Raw genomic sequence first — 15,644 nt, 5'->3', positions numbered from 1 at the left:
TTATACCTGCTAGACGCCCTTTTCGTGCCACCTGCGAATGTTGTCAAAGCAGTTTCCGACCATTTCCCAATCGTAGGTCTTGGCTTTCTGGCTGTTCCAATAATGCTCAGGGGAACAAACAGAGGCAGCTCGACGCAACGCGAGGTTTTCCTGATTGGCCATGAAACGGGCGTTTGTCTTTTCAAACTTTCCGTACCCCTGACGCATCCTGTCCATGCACTGATTTATGAGAACAAGGTCAGCCCGGCATAATTTGGTGTCATCGGCATTCAGGCAAATCTTCTCCTGACACAAGGAAATTGATTCCCGCTCATTCCAGACGAATTTCGGCTCCCCGCTCCGTACGGAATTATAGGACAAGAGACCGATGAAAAAAACCATGGAGACGAGGGCGATGTTTCTCATCAACAGGTCGCTCATACTATCCTCTCCTTTTGCCCAAGGCATTGCTGGAAGCTATGTTGTTCAACAAGGCCGGATCAACGTCAATGGTCATTGCGAAATTCACTTTGAGGTATCTGTTCATCAGATTCGCGCTGTAAGAGAGGACCGTTGGGACTTTGTCGTGTGCTGAGTATTTTCTGACTGCCGGTAATGATGCTTCATAACATGGCGATACAACAGGTCGAAGAATCTTTAACCTTCATGCCAAATGGTATAATGGATGGTGCGGCATTACCTGAAAAATTCAGCCAGCGCAACGGTATGCAGGGGATGTCAATAATACACGCGCGCAATTCTTTTTTTTTGCAACAGCCATTCCAAAACATAAACACAAGTAATGACATTACATTCTTTAAACCAAAGGAAGAAAGCGCCACAAGAGTTTGCAGCACGTTGCCAATAGCCAAATTTGGTGGCAGTCCATAATTGGCAGCCAAAAAAATACCGGAACCGTCCTGATCACGGCAATTATTCAGCACACCCTGCCGGAACAATTCGGGCCATGGATGAAGCCGAGTATTCATGAGCAAGCGCTTGGAAACGCCACCCCACCAGCGCGGCAACGTCATCTTCCATTCTCTCTCTGTGTAACGTAAATTTATCGGTCCACACTATGCCGAGCAGGTCCGTTCCTGCTGGTCCAGGTAGTGAATGCAAGCCTTGGCAACATGATCAAAATCCACTCCGCCTCTGGCCTCGAAGACGGCGCAGTCCTCGAACATCCGCAGGTAGGCCTCGGGCTTGAACCGGTACGTGCAGCCCGGGCGGGGCAGGAAGAAGACTCCTGGTGATTTGACCACCGTATCCAACAGATCCGGACGCTGAGCCAGATCCACCAGTTCCAGGGAAATCCGCGGGTACTTGGGACTCCAGTTCAGGATCACCAGGCCGTTCAGGTTCGACGAACTCAAATTTTTTCCGGGTCCGAAGCATTCATCCAGATAGACGTCGTGCTTCTGCTCCAAGGCCCACAGCTCCTCCGGCGCCATCCCGGCATAGGCGTCCTTCTGGGCTTCATCGAGCATCCCGGACAGGGAGGGATTGCCCAGAATGGTCCCGGGGTTGACCCGAGGGAGTTTGGCTACGCCGTGCATCATGATTTTGTCGTCTTTCCGGTGGATCAACAGGCGGTCGTTGCTCACAAAATCCAGGCCCCGGCTCATCATGTGCAAGGCAAGGGTGGACTTGCCCATCCCGGAAAACCCGGCCAAGGCCAGCCCCTTGCCGTGCTTTGCCACCCCGGCGGCGTGGCAGAGCAGGCTGTTCCGGTCCAGCATCCACTGGATGAAGCGGCTGTTGATGAAGTTGATCACCTGATTTTCGTTGGCCAGACAGGGACCGAACGCCGCATGTCGCCGCTGATCGAACAGAAAGAGCATCCCGGTCAGCCGCTTGAGCACGATCCGTACTTCGCCCTGGTCCAGGTATTCTTCCTTGATCCTGGACTTGCCCGGATCAGGCTGCTTCACGGTCCAGGGCGCGTCGAACTCCAGCGGAGGACCTTCCAGCGCGGTGATCAGGATATCCGGGTCCCGGTCCTGCATGTTCTCCGTATGAACGGAATCCTGAAATTCGGAATAATAACGGCGAAGTTTGGCAATGATTTGCGGATCGTCAGCATGCACCACGATCCGGCAACCGCTGAAGCGAAGTCTTAATGTGGCCTGAATCCGAGCGCTGTCCAAAATCTCTGATAAGAGCGAATGAACCTGTTCCGGACTATGGCGAGACATGATCGCGCCCGAGCACATGCTTCGCGAAATGAACCGAGGCATCCAGACCACAGTATTCCCAAAAAAAACGCCAGGCTTTCCCGTGGATGGAACCGGGGTTGCCGTTCACTGCAATATGTTTCATGTACTGTCCCAGCTTGAGGGTGATGATTGAAAGCAACGATTCAGCGTTGGTCAACTTCTTCAAGGGCTTGCTCCACACGTCACCACCCGGCACGGACATTGTCATCGTCATCATCCTTTCTCCTGTCTGTGCAACGTCAAAACGTTTATCCCATTTAGAGTGCGCTTTTTTATTTAAGGCGAAGCAACTCGGAATAAAACACCATCGCAACTACTCAGCTAAGGCCCCCTTGCCTTGATTTTGCGGCCTCGCTTCGCCGGCGGTTTACCCGAATGACATTACGGAGTATCCATCCCCACATGAACACGCCAGCCAACACCGACGCCGACGCCACGAAGGAACGAACAGCTCTCATTTCAGTCATCATGGACCTGGCAATTCTCGGGCCGACCCTCGTCGTTGCCGTTTTTGCGAATTCCATGACGCTTTATGCGGATCTTCTCGGCGATTTCAATGTTTTTTTCGCCAATGCCATGCTCTTGTTCATTCTTCACAAAATGAGAAAAGGGATGGGCGCCAACTTTGACTACGGAGCGGGCAAAATCGAAAATCTCATTGGCGTGATCGGCGCCTGGTTTGTTGTGCTTTCCGTCGGGTACATACTTTACACGTCCATAGGGCGGCTTGTTTCGCCCGTTCCTCTTGATCCCGGCCACCTGGCCATGGGAGCCGTGGTCATGTTGGTATCCATGGTTTTAAGCGGCTATCTTTGGATTCGCAACTATCGGATCCACAAAAGGATCCCTTCTCCGGTTACGGACATTCAATGGCGGGTGCCCATGTCCGACACGGTCATCGCCGGCGGGATACTGGTCAGCCTGCTGGCCATGATTCTTCTGCGGGAATACGCATGGTCGCTCTATATCGATCCCGTCATATCCCTCGCATTAGGCGGCGTCATCATCTATTCCTTCTACGGGCTGATCAAAAATTCACTCTTCGACCTCCTGGACAGGACTCTCGAAGAAAAATACCAGATCATCATCACCCGTGAACTGGCGAGATTTTATCATGAATATGTCCATTTTCACGGTGTCCGCTCGCGGAGAACGGGAGGGCGGGTTCTCATTGAAATCTTTCTGGAATTTGACCCCGACCAACGCGTTGGCGAAGTCCAGCAGGTCATCCAGTCCATGCGGGAGTCATTGGAAGGAAAAATAGAAAACAGTTTCGTGAGCGTATCACTTTCAACAAAATCAGTGTGCTGATGCGTTTCGTCCCCTGATATCCCCCCCTGGCGTTCCTCTTCGTGTCCGAACAAGGCAGATTTGTTCTCGCCCCCACCCGCCATCTGAATCGGTATCGAAATCGAAATCGAGATCGAAATCGAACGCCATGTCCAAGAAGATGACGTAATTACGGGATGATAACAGCATTTTATTAATTCCAATTCAAATTTCGATTTCGATTTCGATTTCGATCGCGATTTGGATTTCGATGTAGATTTGCCCTTCTTGTCCAAGTCCGATCACGGACGCGGTTCAGAATACGTGCGGGGGTCCACGGCGCGCACATACTCCAAAAGTTCTCGGCCCCAGGGCGAGGCAAGGTGGATGGAGTCGTAGTCTGGGTCCACGCCATGCAGGTACTGAAGCAGGAGAACCTCTCCGCCATCTTCGTTCAAGCCGACTCCGGCAAAGAAGAACCCCATTTTTTCAACAAGATCGGCCACCGCGCCGGTGGCTGGGTCCGCCAAGGGAAGCTCGAGGTGCGCGACCGGGATTCCCTGCCCGCAAGACAATGCCAACTGGTCGCCCACGTGTTTCAGGATGTCGTGTCCGTATTCAACGACGCTGATCCACGTCCACTCTTCCTTGAAGTCGGATTCCGAATAAATCTGCGCGGGGCCTTCAGGCAGACCGCGCTTCAAAACATCGGCAAAGCGAGATGTTCTCCCCAGATGCTGGAATATTTGCCTGACCATGGGGCGGTGCCTGTCCGGAACGTGGAGAAGTGCCTCGTCGTCTCCGTGCAGATAGTTGACGAACACGACACTGGCGATGCGCCCCGGATCATGCCCGTCCTTTTCCCGCCAACTCCGGGAGGCCGGGCTGGCCGCCAAAAGCAGTGCACTTTCTTTAAATCCTTGCTGAAGGAGGTTGCGCTGGGAATGGATGTGATTCGTGACCGCCAGGGCGCACATCGCGCGAAGACCCAGCGTTCGGGCGCTCTCGCTGAGAAAGGCGTACGCGGCCTCGCTCACGCCGGGGCTCTTGAACCGCGTATCCAGGAAGGCATAGGTCAGTTCCCTCACGCGCGCTCCCGGCGTGTCGGCCACCATGGCGCAATGCGCCATAAGTTCTCCACTTGCCGCTTCAGCCACCACGGAGACCATCTCCCCCTGCTCGAGCATCTCGCGAACCCGGGCTGGATAGTAGATCGCTTCATTAAAAAAAACCGCGCCATGCGCCCGCAATGCCAACCGCGCGATGCCTTCGCTATCCTCGGGCTTGCCCAGGCGAACGGCGTGGCTGGTCAATGTCCGACGCGTGGGCGGACTGGTGGAAGGCTTCCGCGACAGTGCCCTCTTTTCCTCTCCCTTGTCCTGTTCACTTTCCTGAACGGCCCCATGCTTGACGAGGCGGATCTCCCGCTCTCCACCCTCCAGTAAAGAAAACGTCACCTCGTCAACCATTTGCCGGGCAAGAAAAGAGTGCAGCCCGGTGTCGTCCCCGGCGACCGCGAACCGTTGCGGATCGAAGGTCGGGAGCGCCTCATCCTCCAGGGGCAGACCTTTGGAGCGGACAACCATCTCAAGGCCGATCGTGGTGCGGAACAATCCGAGCCGCAACAAGTCATCCTCTCGCCCGAAACCCAATGAGATGGCATAAGAAGCGGCTTCTTCGAAGGCGAGGCAAAGACGTTCGGCATCCATTACCGAGAACCCAGCCAGCGTTGCATATTCCCGGATCGTGGTCCCGATTACAGGGATCAAGGCCGCCTTGGAAGGGAAGTCAATTGAAACGACATCGGTGTGCTGCTGCATGGCATCCTCTATTGTTTTACTAATTCAACGCTCATGATGCACGAAAATACGAAGTACCAAACCACCCGACCTCAAATCTTCCATGAGATAAGCAAACGTCGTCCCCGCCGAGGCTTTGATGACGTCAGCAAGGCCGCTGTGAAAGGCCTGCGACCGAGGTTGAATATAGTATAGGTGGGATGCCGTCCATATGACGATTTGCACCATACGGCCCCTCATGCCGGGTTCGACATAATCGCCGCTAAACCAGCATCTTTTTGTCCTCTGGTTCCACAAACGTCCAAGACCGTGATGACCGCTTCCATATTGCTGATGGAGGAGTTGCGCGGCCGCGGCTTCACCAACCTGAAGCTCTGATGTTGGGTTTGGTGCTCTCTTCGCATGGCGTTTGATCTTGAATAAGATCCGTCACGGTGTTCTGCTTTCTACCCCATTCACCCGCTCTTTCCCGAAAAAGCCTCTCGATGTGTCCCTCTGGGTCATTAAAGGTGCGACAGTCGCTTGTTCGGTGCGCGCCCGAAGCGGTGTGCGCGGTCGAGTCCGATACAGGTGAATAACAAGCAATCGCGTCGGCGCATGGAATGGCCATCATCGTGGGACATCCGTTCTAGGCTGTCCGTGCATTCCAACAAGGCTAATTCAGCCGACGCAAAAAGCCGCGCGGCTGACTAGCAGCGTTAGCCGAAAAAAACCTCGTTGCGTCACCTGCCTCCAGCTGATACTCTTAGACGTACAAAAGGAGGTACACCCAATGCAAAAAACACCGAAAATTATCCCTATCTCCGATCTCCGCCAGGACGTCAGCGGTGTCATCAGGCGTATATCCACTTCCCGCGAACCCCTGTTCATCACACAGCGCGGAAGAGCTGCAGCCGTAATGGTCAGCATGAAAGAGTATGAGAATACGCAGCATGAACTCCAAATTCTGCGCTTGCTTGCTCGCGGCGAGAAGGAAATCGAGGCAGGGGCCGGCTTCAGCTTAGAAGAAGTAATGGCCGAAGCCGATGCCTTGCTGGCAGAACAACAATGAAGATCCTTTTTACCCCATCAGCCCGCGATCAGTTTCTGAAAGTATTAGCCTATATCCGTCGCGACAAACCGTCCGCGGCGATTTCTTTTCGGCAAAAGGCTGAGAAGGTCCTCAGCCGCCTCCGCGACCATCCCGAATCTGGGCGGACCCTTCCTGAGTTTCCAGACATCCACTTTCGCGAGGTCATCGTTACACCCTATCGGTTTTTCTACCGGGTCAAAGATAATGCCGTCTGGATTGTGGCAGTGTGGCACTGCGCACAGATCCCCAATGAGCCATCAGATGAAACCCATACGGATTGAACCTCTCCCGCACCGACGTCTCCCGCCACCGTTGCCGGTATTTTACTGATTCCGGCATCATCGGCTCCAAAGAGTTCGTGTCCGAGGTGTTCGACGAGGTAAAGCACCTGCTGGATTCCAAGGATGAAAGGAGGTTCACGCCGGTTGGCGGGGTGGATGGGGTGTATTCGATGAAGCGGCTTGCGGCTGTTATCAGTTGATTGTTATCAGTCATCAGGGCGCAATGTTGATGGACTGCTGGTTACACCTGAACGAGCAGGAACAGTACAGTACGGGACGTGCATAATAAGCTTATTTCCCAAAAACTGCTTGTCCGGCTGGGTTGTGGCGCCTGAGATGCCTCGGTTGCGCTACGATTGATGATCCTGATCCCGAGCGACGTCGGGAGCGTTGGTGGCGCGATCAGGGCGAGGTATCGGCTCAGCAACCAGATGGTGCGCTCGAAGAGGCTGGTGACCGAGAACAAAGCTTCTTGTACGGAATACGGCATATCCTCGCCCTGCCTGAGCAGGCCGTGCCGCAGGCGCTCCATGAGCGCGGAACGATCCGAAGTCGGTGCCGCCAGTATGGTCGCTTCATCTTTGTCGAGACCGATCGTTTCCATAGTTAGGGCGGACCTAAGCAGTCCATTGAATTAATAGAGTAAAGGACATCTACAGGCCTTATAATTGCCTTAGAATGCCTTTATTGGTGCTGCCATCGGTCAGTTCGTGTGGTACATGTACGTCTTAATATTATTTTTGTTATAAATGAGTATTCCCATGAAATCCATCATGCTTCATCCGGAACGCCATCATAAAATTCGCGAGCTGTTTGACGAGTACATTGAGCTCTACGCCTCACGCGATGATCGACTGACAACGTTCTTCAGTGAAAGCTTCAGCGGTTACACCGTCGGCGGAAGTGTTCTGGTCACGGATCGCAACGAGTGGGGCAAAATCATCCTGCAGGATTTTTCCGAGGTTCCAGGGCGCATACGCATCGAAATGCGCGATATCGCGATGCAGGACTTGAGTGAGAATGTCGTCGTTGTAAACGCTTTTTTCAACATCCACCTACCGGTTCCCGAGCGTGTTCTTTCGCGAGAGGTTGCGCGACTGGTTCTGATCTTTCGTCTTGAAGACGAGGCTTGGAAAATAGTCCACAGCGGCATTTCGGTTCCCTATCACCTGGTGCAGGATGGTGAGGTCTATCCACTCAATAATTTGCAGGAGCACAACCAGGTACTCGAAACCATGGTTGAGGAGCGTACCCGGACGCTGAATGAAAGAGAGGCGTTCTATCGGCTCCTCACGGAAGACACCATGGATGTGCTCTGGCGGGCTGACAGCGAATTTCGCATCACCTACATCAGCCCATCTGACGAGCGCCTTCGCGGATACAAGGCAGAAGAGGTAGTCGGTCGTCATGTTTTTGAATTATTCAATGAAGAAGGCATCGCCATCGTCACCGAAGCCATACGCAAGCGGCAGCAAGCTGAGCGGGAAGGCAATCCCCTTGGCTTTGTTACCTTCGAGGCCCCCCACCGCTGCAAGGACGGCAGCGTGATTTGGGGAGAGGTCTTTTCAAAGGCTGTGCGGGACGAGCACGGAAAATTAACCGGGTTTCACGGCATCACTCGGGAAATCACCAAGCGTAAACAGATGCAGGACCAGATTCGGCAACTGGCGTTCTATGACCCGCTGACCCAACTCCCCAACCGCCGCTTGCTCATTGAGCGCTTAAACCAAGCGCTGGTAGCCAGCAAGCGCACTGGACACCATGGCGCCTTGATGTTTGTCGACCTGGATAACTTCAAGCCGCTAAATGATAAACACGGGCATTTTGTGGGTGACCTCTTGCTGATTGAAGCTGCAAATCGATTAAAAGGCTGTGTGCGCGAGATGGACTCCGTGTCACGCTTTGGTGGTGATGAATTCGTGGTGATGTTTGGCGACCTGGTTGCGGATCATACGAAATCCATCGCCCATGCCAGGGTCGTTGCAGAAAAGATCCGCGTTAGGCTATCCGATGTCTACAAATTGAACGCCACACGCGCGGATGAGACAGAGAGCATCATTGAATGCCATTGTTCGTCGAGTATTGGCGTGTTTGTGTTTCTGGGTCATGAAGACAGCGCCGAGGACATTCTGAAATGCGCCGACAAGGCCATGTATCAAGCAAAAGCAGCAGGTCGAAATACGATTCGGTTTTATGGGGCAGAAGAACAAGTATGATGCTATGGGCCTCAACATCTTGAGTAATCACTCGTATTTAAACATTTCGGAGAGAAGTCAATGCGTTTTCGTATGATCTGTTCTGTTCTCCTTGGCTTGGCACTGATGGCCGGTGCGGTGGTCCTGACGTTCAGGCCGGAACCCATCTCGATGGCCGCGGAACCCAAATATGCTGCAAAAGTTCATGTCGACCCCGTGGTTGTTGCAAGCGTGACCCGTGAGTCACGCTTCACGGCCATCACCCAGCCGTACAGGCAAGCCATATTGTCCTTCACCGTCCCTGGAAAAATCACCTCCCGACCGGTGCAAGTGGGCGATCGGGTCCAGGCCGATCAGGCCCTGGCAAATCTCGGATTGCGGGAATTCGACAATGCCGTTGACCAGGCCAAGGCTGCAGCTGCCGAGCTGACGGTGCAGTTGGGTCAGGCCGAACGAGACCACCTGCGCTTTTCGCGCCTGAGTTCGGACAACGTGGTCGAAGCCAGACAGGCCGAGCAAGCCACGGCGTTGATGGATCAACTCCAGGCAGCTTTGGCCGGGGCCACGGCTCAGCTGGCCGAAGCGCTGCGACGCCGGGACGAATCCTGGTTGCTTGCGCCTTTTTCCGGGGTCGTGACCGCGGTTTACCTCGAGCCGGGCGAATGGGCCGATCCGGGTCGACCAGTCCTGGAGTTGCAGGATGATCACCGGGTGAAGCTGGAGGTGGAGGTACCGGAAAACATTATCATTGGCCTGGAACCCGGGCAGAGTGTCCATGCGACCCTGCCCTTTGCCGGGAATGTCCGGGTCAACGGCAGAATCGCCCATTTGGCCCGGGCTGCGGGAGGGTCAGGCCGACTTTTTCCCGTAGTGGTGGAACTGGAATCGGAATCAGGGCTTGTCCCGGGCATGACCGCGGAACTGGTCCTGGACGTAAAATCCCGGCCCGCCTTTGCTGTCCCGTTGTCCGCAGTGATCAATCCAGGTGGTGCTCGGCCCAGCCTGTTCATTCTGACCGACGGACGGGCGCGCCAAGTGTTCGTTGGCCTTGAGGGCTTCAGCGCGGACAAGGTCATCGTGACCGGCGACATTGTCGGAGCAGACCTGGTGGTCGTTCACGGCCAGACCATCCTCACGGACGGCCAGTCCGTGGATGTGGCGCCGTGAACATCGCGCAAGCCCTGCTGGACCGGGGACGATTGTTCCTGACCATGGCTCTGGTGCTGTCCCTGACCGGGGCTCTGCTCTGGATGACCATGGTCCGCCAGGAAGACCCTCTCCTGCCGGACTATTGGGGGCAGGTGACGGTCTCGTTTCCGGGCGCGGATGCCTTGACCATGGAGCGCTTAATACTCAAGCCCATTGAAGACGCACTGATCGAGGTGGATGAGGTCAGGATCATCGATGCCACGGCCTTTGACGAGATGATAGTGCTCGAAGTGGAATTGGGTGGCCGCATCCGAGATTTCGATCAGACCTGGGATGAGGTGCGCAGGGCTCTGGAAAGGGCCAGAGGCAAATTTCCATCCGGCGCTGAACCCCCGCTTTTGAACAGGGAAATTCAAGAACCGGACGCGGTCGTCCTGGCCGTTACCGGATCCGCCGATTTGTTGGAACTGCGCAACGCGGCCCTGCGTACCAAGGACCACCTGTCGCGGCTTCCTGCGGTCTCCAAGGTCAATCTGGTGGCGGACCCCGGAGAGCAGGTGGTCATCCAGATGGACGACGCTGCTGCCAGACGGATCGGGATCAGCCCTGATCAACTGGCCGCGCAACTGGCCGCCCGCAATCGAATCATCCCTGGAGGCTCCATTGAGCTGGCCGGCATGACCGTGCGCCTGCGTCCGCTCTCCGAGTTTAAATCCGTCTCGGAAATTGCCTCGACTCCCGTTATTCTGCCTTCCGGGGCCTCCATCCTGCTTCAGGACTTGGCTACGGTGCGTCACGGAGTTCTTGAACCGGGCACGTCACGGATGCGTTTCAACGGGAAAATGGCCGTGGGCGTGGCCATCACGCCCAAGAAAAACAGTAATCTGGTCGCCTTTGGAAGGGAAGTCCGCTCCGCGCTGCAAGCGGCTCGTGAGGACGTCGCGCCACTGCAGATTCATGAAGTTTCTTTTCAGCCAGATCATACCGCGCAACGGATATCGGACCTGAATCGCGCCCTGCTCAGCGCCATGATGATCGTGTCCGGCATGCTGATCTTGATCATGGGGCCGCGCATGGGCCTGGTGGTTACCGCCGTCATCCCTCTGGCGATCCTCTCCTCCCTGACCCTTTTCGCCTGGGGCGGAGGGGTGCTACACCAGATTTCCATCGCCGCCTTTATCATGGCCCTGGGCATGTTGGTGGATAACGCCATCGTCATGGCCGAGAACGTCCAGTACCGCATGGACCAGGGCGCATCGGGCACGGACGCCGCGCTGGAGGCGGTTCGGGAACTGGCCACCCCGCTCCTTGGAGCCACGGCAACAACCCTGGCCGCGTTCGTCCCCATGTTCATTTCCCAGGGGGTTACGGCTGATTTTACCCGGACCATCCCTGTTGTCATCATGCTCTGCCTGACGGTCAGTTTCGGCTACGCCATGCTGATCACTCCAGTGCTGTGCCGGAAGTTCCTCAAACCTTCCCCGCCCCGCCGGGAATCCAATCTGGTCCGCATGGGCTACGGTCTGGCCGATTTCGCCCTGCGTTATTCCAAATCGGTCGTTTTCATGGCCCTGCTGCTCATGGGCATTGTGCTGATGCTCGGCACCAGGGTGGAGCAGCAATTTTTTCCCTCCGCGGATCGCAACCAGTTTGTCGTGGATCTGAAGCTGCCGGAAGGCTCTCATCTTCTGGCCACGGAGCAGGCTTCCAGGATCATGGAGAACTCCCTGTTGGAGAAGGAATCCGTGACTCGCGCGACCAGCTTCATGGGCAGCGGGGCGCCCTTGTTCTACTACAACATTATTCTCACGCCCTTCAGCCCCCATTTTGCCCAGCTTATCGTTGAGACCAGACATATCCAGGACGTTGACTCCCTCTTGGATCACGTCGCTTCCGTGGCCGCACGGCTGTTGCCCGGAGTGGAGGTCGTCAACCGAAAACTTGAACAGGGACCTCCAGTCCAGGCTCCAGTAGAAATTCGACTGTTCGGCGACGACTTCCAGGATTTGCATCACGCTGCCATGGGCGTGGCCGAACTCCTGACCGGCATTGCCGGAACCAGGGACGTTCGCCACGATATGAGTCCAGGGTCCCCAACCATCCGGCTGCATATCGACGATGCAGCCTCCGGACGCCATGGCCTGAGCCGCGAAGACGTGTCCCGAACGCTTCTGGGGCGAACCCGAGGCCTGGAAATCGGCGAGCTGTACTTGGACGACGATCCAATACCGATCTTCATTCGGACCACCCAAGGCGAACACCTGGATATCGAGGCTTTGGCGGCCATTGACCTGCGTACGGCCCAGGGACACCTGACGCCCATGGGGAGCCTTGCCAGGCAGGAGCTGGACTGGGTCGCCGCGGCGATCAACCACCGCAACGGCAAAAGAGTGGTGACCGTCTCCTCCCAGCTCGCCGCCGGCGTAACCTACAGCCAAGTTATGAAGGCATTGCAACCCGGGCTGAGCGAACTGGAACTGCCCCCAGGCGTGGAAATTGCCTTTGGTGGAGAAGCGGAGAGCGCCGGAGAGGCGAACATGGCCCTAATGACCGTGTTGCCCATCGGATTTTTACTGCTGTTTGGCGTACTGCTGGCGGAGTTCAACTCCTTCAGACGCGTAGCCCTGGTTCTGATGACCGTACCCCTGGCGGCTGTGGGCATCGTGCCAGGATTGTTGCTGAACAATCAACCTTTTGGCTTCATGTCCATGTTAGGCGCGTTCGCCCTGGCCGGAGTGGTGGTGAACAACGCCATTGTGCTCCTGGAGATGATCGAACGGGAACGTCGTGAGGGCGCGGACGTGCGGACTGCGGTCCGGGAGGCCGTGGCTCGGCGGATCCGGCCGATCTTGCTGGCCACGGGCACCACCGTGGCCGGGCTGCTGCCCCTGGCGGTCAGTTCCTCGACCTTCTGGCCGCCCCTGGCCTCGGCCATGATTTCCGGCCTGTTGGCCTCCACGGTCCTGACCCTGATCATCTTCCCGGCAGCCTACCGCCTGGTCTTCGCATCAAGAGAGGCTTGATCGCAACGGCACTAGGCGAGATTTGAAACAGTAAAGCTACGGAGAGAGACTTAAGCTTGTCGGTCTCCATGAACCAGATTTCTGCTCAGGAATAATTTGTGACGATGCAATTGTTCATACTCGCCGTGATCATCATCGCGGCTTTGGGGTTGTTCATCAGCGGCAGGCTGCGCGTGGACCTGGTGGGGCTCATGGTCTTGTCCGCTCTGGCGTTAAGCGGTCTGGTTTCACCTCAGGAGGCCTTGGCCGGATTCAGTAGTCCGGCCGTGGTTACCGTATGGGCCATGTTCATCCTTTCCGCCGGTCTGACGCGTACGGGGATTGCGCATCAGCTCGGATTGCCGCTGCAACGTTTTGCCAAAGGCAGCGAAGCCGCGCTCATCGTCGCATTGATGGTTTCCGCAAGCATTTTGTCCGCCTTGATCAACACCGTGACCGTGGCCGCCATCCTTTTGCCCGCGACAATGGAACTGGCCCGGCGTAGCGGCCGACCGCCGTCTCGACTGCTGATGCCCCTGGCCCTGGGCTGCCTGTTGGGCGGACCGTTCACCGGCATTTCAACCCCTCCCAATATTCTGGCCACGGACGCGCTGCGCAACGCGGGCTTCGCCCCTTTCGCGCTGCTGGACTTTACGCCGATAACCGCGGCCATCGTCGTCGCGGGCATCATCTTTGTCGTGCTGATCGGTCGCCGGATGCTGCCGAATCACGCTCCCGGCGCGGAGAACAAGGGCGCCCTCGGCACGTCTCTTGGAAGCTCCTATGAGATGGACACGCACATCTTCACCATCCGTATTCCTCAAGGGTCCCCTTTGGATGGCCGCACTCTGGCTGAAAGCCGGCTTGGTTCCGCATTGTTTCTGACAGTTGTGGCCTTGCAGCGTAAAAAAGGAGCGCTGATGCTCGCTCCCAGACCCACCGATGTCTTGGAAGCCGGGGACATCATCGTCGTTCACGGGCAACCTGAGCAGCTGCAACGTTTTCACGGCAGTCAACACCTTCTGGTAGAGCCGTTGAACCGCCTCGATGCATTGGTCTGCGAGCGGATGGTCATTGTCCAGGGCCGGGTCGCTGAAAAATCTTCCTTGTTGGGGTTGACCTTGGGACAGAGCGGACTGCGACGGGAGCACCGGGTTCAGGTATTGGCGTTGTATAGCGCCGATGGAGTGGAGGTCGGGGATCCCCACCGGCATCGATTTGCCGCTGGCGATCGTCTTGTTTTGCAAGGAGAGCAGACATCCCTGGACGACCTTGTTCGCCAGGGAGTTGTCGGGGAGTTGCGGACGGACCCGGGGGAGTCGCGGGGATTGCTCAACGGTAAACTCCATTTGTCGGCCGTGCGCGTTCCGGAGGGTTCTGTTCTGGCGGATCGAGATCTGGTGGAAAGCCGGCTGGGCAATGCTTTTGGATTGACCGTGGTCAGCATTGTCCGGCGTGAGAGCATGATCTGCATGCCGTTGCCCCATGAAAAAATACTGGTTGGGGATCTGCTTGTGCTGCAAGGTTCCCAGCAAGACCTTGAGGTGCTTGCGGGGCTGCAGGACCTGACCATTGAAAAACAAGATCCGGGTCTGCTTGCCGACCTGGATTCCCAGCAGGTTACCGTGACCGAGGTTCTCCTTTCCCCCAGGACCACTCTGGCAGGTCGGACTTTGGCCGATTTGATGTTTCGCGATCAATACGGAGTCAGCGTGCTGGCGATCTGGCGTAAAGGCCGCGCCTACCGCGACGGATTGCAAGAGATACCCCTGCAATTCGGAGATGCGCTGCTGGTATATGGACCACGGAGCAGCCTGGAGGCCGTGGCCCGCAACCCGGACTTTCTGGTGCTTGATCAGGCTGCGGCCCAGGCGCCGCGCCTGGAACGAGCGCCGATTGCCGCGGGCATCATGCTGGCCGTGATTCTCAGCGCCATTTTCGGTTTTTTGCCCATCGCCATCGCCGCACTCACCGGTTCTACCCTGATGGTCCTGATGAGATGCCTGAGCATGGAAGAAGCGTACCGGGCCATTGAATGGAAGGTGGTGTTTCTGATTGCCTGCATGCTGCCTTTGGGCGTTGCCGTGGAGAACACCGGAGCCGCCCAATTGGGGGCCGAGGCGTTAATTGCCGTGATCGGGGATTATGGGCCGCGGTGGGTGGTTGCGGCGCTTTTTACGATCACGGTCCTCGGGACGCAGGTCATCCCCACCGCTGCCTTGGTGGTTTTAATGGCGCCGGTGGCCTTGACCGCTGCCGAAAGTTTGAGCATTTCGCCGCATCTGTTGATGATGACCGTGGCCATGTCCGCTTCGTCCAGCTTTGCCAGTCCGCTGTCCCATCCGGCCCATCTGCTGGTCATGGGCCCCGGCGGCTATCGTTTCGTGGACTACATGAAACTGGGCGTACCCTTGACCCTCATTTCCCTGATCGTCTGCGTCTGGCTGCTGCCCATTCTCTTCCCGGCATGACTTTGAGAACAAGCGTTCCGGCACTATGGAGAGCAGATCGCTATTCCTATTCAGGATCCCGTTCCTCGGCCAACGGACTGCCGTCAATATGTGCCATTTGCAGTCAACGGCATCCTGCCCGAGGAAGTCATGCGTTCCAGAGCGCAAAGCCTTCTGCATGATTCCTGACTAGCTCTATGCCCTGGCAACGTACCGCACGAATCATTCC

Annotated in this window: 14 protein-coding genes; 8 read left to right on the top strand and 6 right to left on the bottom strand. The window is 56.4% G+C overall.

The window, feature by feature from the left end:
- Window positions 1-9: 9 nt before the first annotated feature.
- The 4 genes from BLP93_RS11140 to BLP93_RS11125 all read right to left on the bottom strand — a co-directional run bounded on the left by BLP93_RS11140 (window position 10) and on the right by BLP93_RS11125 (window position 2,415).
- Window positions 10-420, bottom strand: coding sequence for a hypothetical protein (locus BLP93_RS11140; RefSeq protein WP_092121462.1), 411 nt, complete (start codon window positions 418-420; stop codon window positions 10-12).
- A gap of 182 nt (window positions 421-602) precedes the next feature.
- Window positions 603-1,013, bottom strand: a complete 411-nt coding sequence (locus BLP93_RS16690; RefSeq protein WP_139162984.1) for a hypothetical protein — start codon at window positions 1,011-1,013, stop codon at window positions 603-605.
- Window positions 1,014-1,055: 42 nt separating this feature from the next.
- Window positions 1,056-2,177: an HprK-related kinase B gene (locus BLP93_RS11130; RefSeq protein ID WP_161946298.1), complete on the bottom strand. Its 1,122-nt coding sequence runs from the start codon at window positions 2,175-2,177 to the stop codon at window positions 1,056-1,058.
- Window positions 2,164-2,415 (bottom strand): hypothetical protein, encoded by a 252-nt coding sequence (locus BLP93_RS11125; RefSeq protein WP_092121457.1) that lies wholly within the window; start codon window positions 2,413-2,415, stop codon window positions 2,164-2,166. Before BLP93_RS11125 ends, BLP93_RS11130 begins: the two co-directional genes overlap by 14 nt.
- 185 nt (window positions 2,416-2,600) lie before the next feature.
- On the opposite strand from BLP93_RS11125, the gene BLP93_RS11120 reads away from it, so the two are divergent.
- Complete coding sequence (locus tag BLP93_RS11120; RefSeq protein ID WP_161946297.1) at window positions 2,601-3,509, top strand: cation diffusion facilitator family transporter; 909 nt, start codon at window positions 2,601-2,603, stop codon at window positions 3,507-3,509.
- Window positions 3,510-3,769: 260 nt separating this feature from the next.
- Here the strand turns inward: BLP93_RS11120 and BLP93_RS11115 are convergent, their stop codons facing one another.
- Window positions 3,770-5,287, bottom strand: coding sequence for an ATP-binding protein (locus BLP93_RS11115; RefSeq protein ID WP_092121451.1), 1,518 nt, complete (start codon window positions 5,285-5,287; stop codon window positions 3,770-3,772).
- 751 nt (window positions 5,288-6,038) lie between these two features.
- Between BLP93_RS11115 and BLP93_RS11105 the strand changes: the two genes are divergently transcribed.
- Genes BLP93_RS11105 through BLP93_RS11095 form a run of 3 tightly spaced genes read left to right on the top strand, consistent with a single transcriptional unit; the run spans window position 6,039 to window position 6,819 of the window.
- Window positions 6,039-6,317 carry a type II toxin-antitoxin system Phd/YefM family antitoxin gene (locus tag BLP93_RS11105; protein ID WP_092121444.1) on the top strand — a complete coding sequence of 93 codons (279 nt, stop codon included), beginning with the start codon at window positions 6,039-6,041 and terminating at the stop codon, window positions 6,315-6,317.
- Window positions 6,314-6,619, top strand: coding sequence for a type II toxin-antitoxin system RelE/ParE family toxin (locus tag BLP93_RS11100; RefSeq protein WP_092121440.1), 306 nt, complete (start codon window positions 6,314-6,316; stop codon window positions 6,617-6,619). The genes BLP93_RS11105 and BLP93_RS11100 overlap by 4 nt, the downstream gene beginning before the upstream one ends.
- Entirely contained in the window at window positions 6,616-6,819 is a 204-nt protein-coding gene (locus BLP93_RS11095) for a hypothetical protein (protein WP_425248227.1), read from the top strand. Before BLP93_RS11100 ends, BLP93_RS11095 begins: the two co-directional genes overlap by 4 nt.
- A gap of 41 nt (window positions 6,820-6,860) precedes the next feature.
- Here the strand turns inward: BLP93_RS11095 and BLP93_RS11090 are convergent, their stop codons facing one another.
- Window positions 6,861-7,223, bottom strand: a complete 363-nt coding sequence (locus BLP93_RS11090) for a hypothetical protein (protein ID WP_092121436.1) — start codon at window positions 7,221-7,223, stop codon at window positions 6,861-6,863.
- 157 nt (window positions 7,224-7,380) lie between these two features.
- Between BLP93_RS11090 and BLP93_RS11085 the strand changes: the two genes are divergently transcribed.
- From BLP93_RS11085 to BLP93_RS11070, 4 genes are all read left to right on the top strand, one after another.
- Window positions 7,381-8,835 (top strand): diguanylate cyclase domain-containing protein, encoded by a 1,455-nt coding sequence (locus BLP93_RS11085; RefSeq protein WP_208596628.1) that lies wholly within the window; start codon window positions 7,381-7,383, stop codon window positions 8,833-8,835.
- A gap of 60 nt (window positions 8,836-8,895) precedes the next feature.
- The gene (locus tag BLP93_RS11080; RefSeq protein ID WP_092121432.1) at window positions 8,896-9,981 is read left to right on the top strand and encodes an efflux RND transporter periplasmic adaptor subunit; all 1,086 of its coding nucleotides are present in this window, start codon (window positions 8,896-8,898) and stop codon (window positions 9,979-9,981) included.
- Window positions 9,978-12,986, top strand: coding sequence for an efflux RND transporter permease subunit (locus BLP93_RS11075; protein ID WP_092121431.1), 3,009 nt, complete (start codon window positions 9,978-9,980; stop codon window positions 12,984-12,986). The genes BLP93_RS11080 and BLP93_RS11075 overlap by 4 nt, the downstream gene beginning before the upstream one ends.
- 104 nt (window positions 12,987-13,090) lie before the next feature.
- On the top strand, window positions 13,091-15,436 hold the full coding sequence (locus BLP93_RS11070; RefSeq protein WP_092121430.1) for an SLC13 family permease: 2,346 nt from the start codon (window positions 13,091-13,093) through the stop codon (window positions 15,434-15,436).
- The last annotated feature ends 208 nt before the right edge of the window (window positions 15,437-15,644 follow it).

Origin of the sequence: Desulfonatronum thiosulfatophilum, assembly GCF_900104215.1 — a bacterium.
Lineage (GTDB): Bacteria > Desulfobacterota > Desulfovibrionia > Desulfovibrionales > Desulfonatronaceae > Desulfonatronum > Desulfonatronum thiosulfatophilum.
Note: the sequence above shows the minus strand (reverse complement) of the source record. Positions and strands in the feature narration are given on the sequence as shown.